At 52.7% G+C, this 6,429-nt stretch carries 6 protein-coding genes and 1 tRNA gene; all 7 read left to right on the top strand.

Translation table 11 applies throughout. The features are described 5' to 3' along the window. Positions 1-17 precede the first annotated feature (17 nt). The 7 genes from pyrC to BUA40_RS11795 all read left to right on the top strand — a co-directional run bounded on the left by pyrC (position 18) and on the right by BUA40_RS11795 (position 6,242). A complete protein-coding gene (pyrC, locus tag BUA40_RS11765; protein WP_072801047.1) occupies positions 18-1,019 on the top strand; it encodes a dihydroorotase in 1,002 nt (333 codons plus the stop codon). Positions 1,020-1,035: 16 nt separating this feature from the next. After that, positions 1,036-1,800 (top strand): type I 3-dehydroquinate dehydratase, encoded by a 765-nt coding sequence (locus BUA40_RS11770; protein WP_072801048.1) that lies wholly within the window; start codon positions 1,036-1,038, stop codon positions 1,798-1,800. Between the two features lie 99 nt (positions 1,801-1,899). Further along, positions 1,900-2,364, top strand: coding sequence for a PTS sugar transporter subunit IIA (locus BUA40_RS11775; protein ID WP_072801049.1), 465 nt, complete (start codon positions 1,900-1,902; stop codon positions 2,362-2,364). A gap of 46 nt (positions 2,365-2,410) precedes the next feature. After that, a tRNA-Val gene (locus BUA40_RS11780) sits at positions 2,411-2,485 on the top strand. Positions 2,486-2,590: 105 nt separating this feature from the next. Continuing rightward, on the top strand, positions 2,591-3,895 hold the full coding sequence (locus BUA40_RS11785; protein ID WP_072801050.1) for a TolC family protein: 1,305 nt from the start codon (positions 2,591-2,593) through the stop codon (positions 3,893-3,895). Positions 3,896-4,102: 207 nt separating this feature from the next. Then, the gene (locus BUA40_RS11790) at positions 4,103-4,474 is read left to right on the top strand and encodes an Hsp20/alpha crystallin family protein (protein WP_072801051.1); all 372 of its coding nucleotides are present in this window, start codon (positions 4,103-4,105) and stop codon (positions 4,472-4,474) included. A gap of 247 nt (positions 4,475-4,721) precedes the next feature. Further along, entirely contained in the window at positions 4,722-6,242 is a 1,521-nt protein-coding gene (locus BUA40_RS11795) for a carboxypeptidase regulatory-like domain-containing protein (RefSeq protein ID WP_072801052.1), read from the top strand. The last annotated feature ends 187 nt before the right edge of the window (positions 6,243-6,429 follow it).

The raw sequence follows: 6,429 nt of genomic DNA on the forward strand, positions 1-6,429 counted from the left end.
TTTTAAACGAGATATAGATGTTCCTTCCTTTACCTGACGACTTTCATGCCCATTTGCGCCAGGGCGATTTGATGCCCGGCTACGTCCGTGACTTGGTTCAACAATTTGGCCGCGCCATCATTATGCCGAACACCGTGCCCGCGATGACAAGCGCGAAGGCGATTGCCGATTACAAGGCGCAGATCTTGGAAGCGGCAAAGGCCGTGCGCGCGGACTTCGTTCCTCTCATGACGTTCAAGCTGAATCCGAATTATACGGAACAGGATTTGAAGGACATGATGGCCGTGGGCGTCGTAGCAGGTAAGTATTACCCCGCCGGCGTCACCACCAACAGCGCCGACGGCATCAGCGATTTCGAAGGAATCTTCCCCGTTGTCGCCATGATGGAAAAGTTAGGATTGGTACTTTGCGTACACGGCGAGGAACCGGGCGAATTCTGCCTGGACCGCGAACCCGCCTTTATCAAGCGTGTAGAAACTTTGTCTGCAAAGTTCCCAAAACTGAAAATCGTCTTTGAACACTTGAGCTCGGCGAAGTCGGTCGAGGCAGTGAAGCGACTCCCTGCAAACGTGGCCGCCACCTTTACGGTACACCACCTGATGATGACTCTCGACGATATCGTCGGGGACGCCTTACGGCCGCACCACTTTTGCAAGCCGCTGCCGAAGCGGCCTGAAGACCGTGCCGCCATCCGCGAAGCCGCCTTCAGCGGCAATCCCAAGTTCTTCCTCGGCACGGACTCTGCCCCGCACCAGCTGGGCAAAAAGGAATGTCCGTGCGGGGCAGCGGGCGTCTACAGCGCACCGGTCGCCATCCCCCTCCTGGTTCAAGAATTCGAAAGGGCTGGCCACCTCGACAAGCTCCCGAATTTTATAGCCGGCTTCGGCGCCGACTTTTACGGCCTTCCGCGCACGACAAAGCAGATTGAAGTCGTCCGCGAAAAATGGACCGTACCCGCCATCGTGAATGGCGTGGTCCCGCTCGCCGCCGGTCAGGAACTCGACTGGAAGCTCGCATAATTTTTATATTTGCGCCATGATTTCCGATTCTCGCAAATACCTGGTTGGACTTATAAGCCCGAACGTCCTGGAAGCCGCTGAAAAAGACTTGTTCCAGCCGGTGCGCCTCGACTTGGATAATTGCGACGCCATTGAAATCCGCTACGATTTCTTTGACGAATCGGAATGGGAAACCCTTTCCGAAAGGGTCCGAAACATCGTGGCAAACAAAATACAGATCGGCACCATCCGTTTAAAACGCGACGGTGGCAAGTTCCCCGACGCCCGCGCCGTAGAACGCATGGATCTGTGGAAGAAGATTCTTTCGGCAAAACAGGTTCCCGAATGGCTCGATCTGGAACGGGACTGTCTGAGTGACTTTAAGGCTTTGAACGACATGGCTTATCCCATTGGCGTGGGCCTGATTATCTCGGAGCACAACTTTGAGCGTATCCCCAGCGATATCGAACTGGAAACCTTCGCAGCCGATGTTAAGCGGGTTGGCGCTCAAGGCCTGAAAATTGCAGCCATGAGCAATTCCGACAGCGACTGCGACCGCCTCTACAAGTTCGCAAAAAAATACGGCAAGAAATTCCAGATGTTTGCCGCCTTCGGCATGGGCGAAACGGGCAGGGTCAGCCGCCTTTGGTCATTAAACGAAGGCGCCAACCTCACCTACGGTTCCATCGGCCATTCCGAGGCTCCCGGGCAAATCGAAGTCTCCATTATGCGCCGCGCCCTGGAACAAAGCGAAATTTTGCATTCCCAAATGGAAATTCTGGCCTTTTTGAACCAGTTTTAGCCTTTTTTGATATTTTTTCGTTCCAATAAGGCTTTTTTTGTCCAAACGGCGCTGATTTTTGCTAAATATCTATACTGAAAAACACAAAAGGAATTCATTATGCGTCTTTCCGAAAGGTTTGTCGACAATTGCATTCTGATCAATTCCAAGAGCACGACCAAGGAAGAAGTCCTCAACGAGCTCGTGGATACGCTCTGCAGTGCCTACAAATTGGAACATCGCAACGAAATTTTCGATGCCGTCTGGACCCGCGAACAAAGCCGTTCCACCGGTATCGGTTGCGGACTCGCTGTCCCCCACGCCAAGATTGACTGCGTGGACCGTATGTGCATGGCCGCCGCCACGATTGAAGGCGGATTGGACTTTGCTTCCTTCGACGGCGAACCGGTTTACCTGATCATCTTGATCGTAAGCCCCGGCAACACTGTCGGCCCGCACCTCAAGGCCCTCTCCTCTGTCAGCCGCCTCTTGGCCGACGGCGGTGTCCGCAAGGACCTGATCGCCTCCAAGGATCCGGCCGAATTTTTGACCATTCTGCGCGCTGCCGAGGACAAATACCTGTAATCCCCTTGACAGGAGCAAATATCTTTACTACATTTGCTCGCACCTCGGACGGTTAGCTCAGTTGGTTTAGAGCGCTGCTTTCACACGGCAGAGGTCACTGGTTCAAATCCAGTACCGTCCACTAGAAAGGCTTCCTACCTCGGAAGTCTTTTTTGTTTAGGGCCATTTTTTGTTATCTTGTCACCATTCAACGCAACTTTTTAATTCGCACGAGCATCTAAAAGGCATGATTAATACGAAGGTCCTCATTTCAGCATTCCTCACAACGGCCGCCCTTACGACGACGGCTTTTGCCGAAAGTACCTGGACGCTAGAGGACTGCCTTAAGCAAGCCAAGAAGGCTAGCCTCAAGCTAGAATCCGCAAAGCTCCGCGAACAGTCCGCCGACATTTCCATTAGGCAGGCCAAAACGGGCAACTACCCCACCGTAAGCGCAAGCATCCAGAACACGCTTTACGACCACCCCTTCGTCTACAACGAAGACCATTACCGTTTAAACCTGGGCATCTCCGGTTCCTACACCCTGTGGGACGGCGGCGCCACCAGCCTGAACGTAGAATCCAAGACGCTTACCAAAGAAGCTACTGCGCTCGCCACCCAGCAAACGGAACGCAGCGTGCAAGAAAGTGTCTTGAACGCCTATATGAGTTTATTGGCCGCCACCGAGAACCAGCGTATCGCAGACGCCTCGGTTGAACTGGCCCAGGCCGAATTCGAGCATTACAGCAAGCTCTACGAAGCAGGTTCCATTACCAAGAAGGACTTGACCCAGTCACAGTCCAACGTGCTGCAAAAGCAGACGTCGCAACTTACGGCGCAACTTTCGGTCAGCACCGCAAAGACGACACTCAGGCAGCTTCTGGAACTGGACGACAACGCCGAATTCCAAGTAGCCGCACCCGAAACCAATATCGAAAGTCCCGATTCCCTTGAACCGCTGCCGACCTTCGAACAGCTCAAGGCTGACGCGCAGAACGCCCACCCCGGACTCAAATCCGATAGTGTATCCGTTCGCGCCGCCCAGAAAAACACGCAGGTTGCAGGCAAGGGCAGTTCCATTACAGTGACCCTCGGCGCAAACTCCAGCACGGGCTTGCAGGCTTGGCAGTCCAAGGCCTACAAGGACCAGCTCAAGTACGGCTGGCAGAACTCCATCACCCTCGGGATCAACATTCCCATTATCGATGGCGGCGCCACCACAAGCAAGGTTCTGCAGGCCCAGGTCAGCGAAACCGAATCACAGGTGAGCCTCAAGGAAGATGCAAAAACTCTCGAAAACAACATCGAGAAACTTTACCTGAACGCCATGAGCGCCGACATGCAATGGAAAGCTGCGATTCTCCAGGTTCAGGCAGAATCCGAAGCCCTGGTCGTTGCCGAAGAACAGCGCAATGCAGGCGCCCTTACCTATACGGATTTCTTGACCCAGAAGAACAACCTGGAAAAGGCGCAAATTACGCTCACCAACGCAAAATACACCAGTCTTCTGTCACGCAAGCTCCTAGAACTCTACCAGGGAAAGCTGGACTAATCAAAAATAAACGGCAAGTGTTGCGCCCCTGAAACAAGGGGCGTTTCTTTTTGTACAACCTTACCTCAAACCGCCTTTTTAAGCCCCAAAGTGCCCAAAATTCAAAGTTGGCACGCCTTTTGCTATTAGGTGGGTGTAAACAAAAACAGGGTGCCAAGCCGAGGCAAACCGCCAAAGATTGGACCCACATCCAAAGAGGTTAAAATTATGACACAGTTTATTCCGAGCACTTTCTACGGTATCCAGAACTTCCTTGACAACTTGAACGCCTGCAACGCCCAGAACGAATGCAGCTACACGCCCAAGGCCGACTACTATGAAGTCGACAACGGCTTTATGCTCGAAGTCGAGCTCCCGGGCGTCAAGAAGGAAGACTTGGACATCCAGGTCGAAAAGAACATCATCACCGTCAAGGCAACGCGTAACCGCAAGGAAAGCAAGTTCACTTACGAGCGCAGCTTCCGCCTGGCCGACGATATCGACACCGAAAACATCAAGGTCTCCCTCGAAAACGGCGTCTTGTCGTTCGCCTTGTCAAAAAAGCAGACAGCAGCAGCCCGTAAATTGACGATCGACTAAACCCTAAAACGGGGCCAAAAACACGAAAAACGCCCTCCAAAAGGGCGGAAATCGTGTAAAAATTTCTCTTTTTCATCATGCTCCTTCCCCAAAAAAGGCCCCGAAAGGGGTCTTTTTTGTGTAAACTTTTTGTTATGGACAGTTTGTCAATGAGCCCTTTGCCTTTTTTCGGAACAATTTATCCCGCGGAATATATTTTTAAGGGCAAAGAGGCTTAAAGAGTGTATTTGGGCCAAAAGGAGTAAGTATGGGTAAATCATTTTCAAAGCTGCTTTCCGCAGCTATGATTACCGCTTTGTGCGGTACAGCATCAGCAAACTTAACCGGAACCGTCACCTCAACGGACGGCAATGCCATTGAAGGTGCAGATGTAACGCTTCTCAAGAGAAACAAGTCTACGACCACCGATTCTCAGGGCAAGTTCTCTTTTGATCAGCTAACCAGGATGATAGAAGCCTCCCGCAGCGCAGGCAGCTTCAGTCTCACTAACGGCGTTCTGAACTTCTCTCAAAACGGAAGCTCTCCGGTGCAGGTTAAAATCTTCGACCTAGTCGGAAACCAGGTCTTTGCACAGACCTTGCAGGGTTCCGGATCTATGGACCTGAATTCCGTCATTGAATCGCAGGGTACCTACTTGGCACGCGTCAAGCTGGGTTCCGCCCAAGAAACGATCCGCTTTAACGCCCGCGGCAACTATTCGGGTTCCTTAAAGCAGGACCGCAAGGCCCTCTTCAGACTGAATAACAACATGGACACTTTGAGAATCGTCAAGGAAGGCTTTGACACTCTAAAGATGTACCTTGCAAATCTTGACACGAATTTAACCATCAAGCTTTCGGCAGTATCTTCTGGCGGACAGAATGAAGAAACCTTCGCCTTCGGCTACGCACTCGGAAACGCACCGCGTCCGAGTAAGGGTTGCGGCAAGAATTCTTCCATCAACTCGATTGGCACAGTTGAAAACGGTCAGAAGTTCCAGATCAACGTCGGCGGCAAGAATCGTATCTTCTTCCTCACCTTGCCGAAGAACTACGACAACTCCAAGCCGCACAAGGTTCTCATTGCAAACCACTGCATGGGCTCCAAGGCTGAAGACTTCGTGCACCATTCTCCGGACTATGACCATCCGACTCCGTACTATGGCCAGCAGAACCTGGACAAGAACGGCGACTACATCTTCGCCGCTCCGCAGGGTAATGACAACGGTACCTGGAACGGACAGGAAGACCACGATTTCGTCAACCAGATGATTACGACAATCCAGGACAACTACTGCGTCGACACCACCCGCGTGTTCGCAACGGGCTTCAGCTTCGGCGCCATGTTCACCAACTCTCTCGCCCAGCACATGCAGGACCGCCTCCGCGCTGTGGCTGTATACGCTACCGCCGACTACAACATTTGGCTCCCACAAAACACCGGTAAGCCGATTGCCTGGATGGGCGTGCACGGCAAGAACGACGGCGTCTGCAACTACGACCGCGCCAAGACTAGCGCTCTTCCGCGAATCCTGAAGAACAACGGTAAGGCCGGTGCAGACGGCAAGTTCACTGACGCAAGCTCCGAAAAGCCGACCGAAATTAACGGCAACACCGGACACGTCTGCTACGACTTCAAGACCGTCGACGAACGCTTCCCGGTCAAGTGGTGCAGCTGGCCGGGTGGACACCAGTGGACCGCCCACGACAACGGCAGCATGAGCGTCGGTGCCGGCTGGCAGGAAACCTGGGTGCCCGAAGAAGTCCACAAGTTCTTCGAACAGTTCTAATAAATTCCTACACACACTCCAACCTCAAGGGTTCGCCATCAACGGCGAACCCTTTTGTTATAAGACCGCTCGCGCCCAATCAACTAAGTACGTAGTTGACCCTTAAAAAGTCACTTCGCGAGCGCAGGATAAGGAGGTTCGCCGTTTTTATTCACCCCTTCCCGGCAAAGGAAGCAACAGTATAGCC

Source organism: Fibrobacter sp. UWT2, from assembly GCF_900142545.1.
Taxonomy (GTDB): domain Bacteria; phylum Fibrobacterota; class Fibrobacteria; order Fibrobacterales; family Fibrobacteraceae; genus Fibrobacter.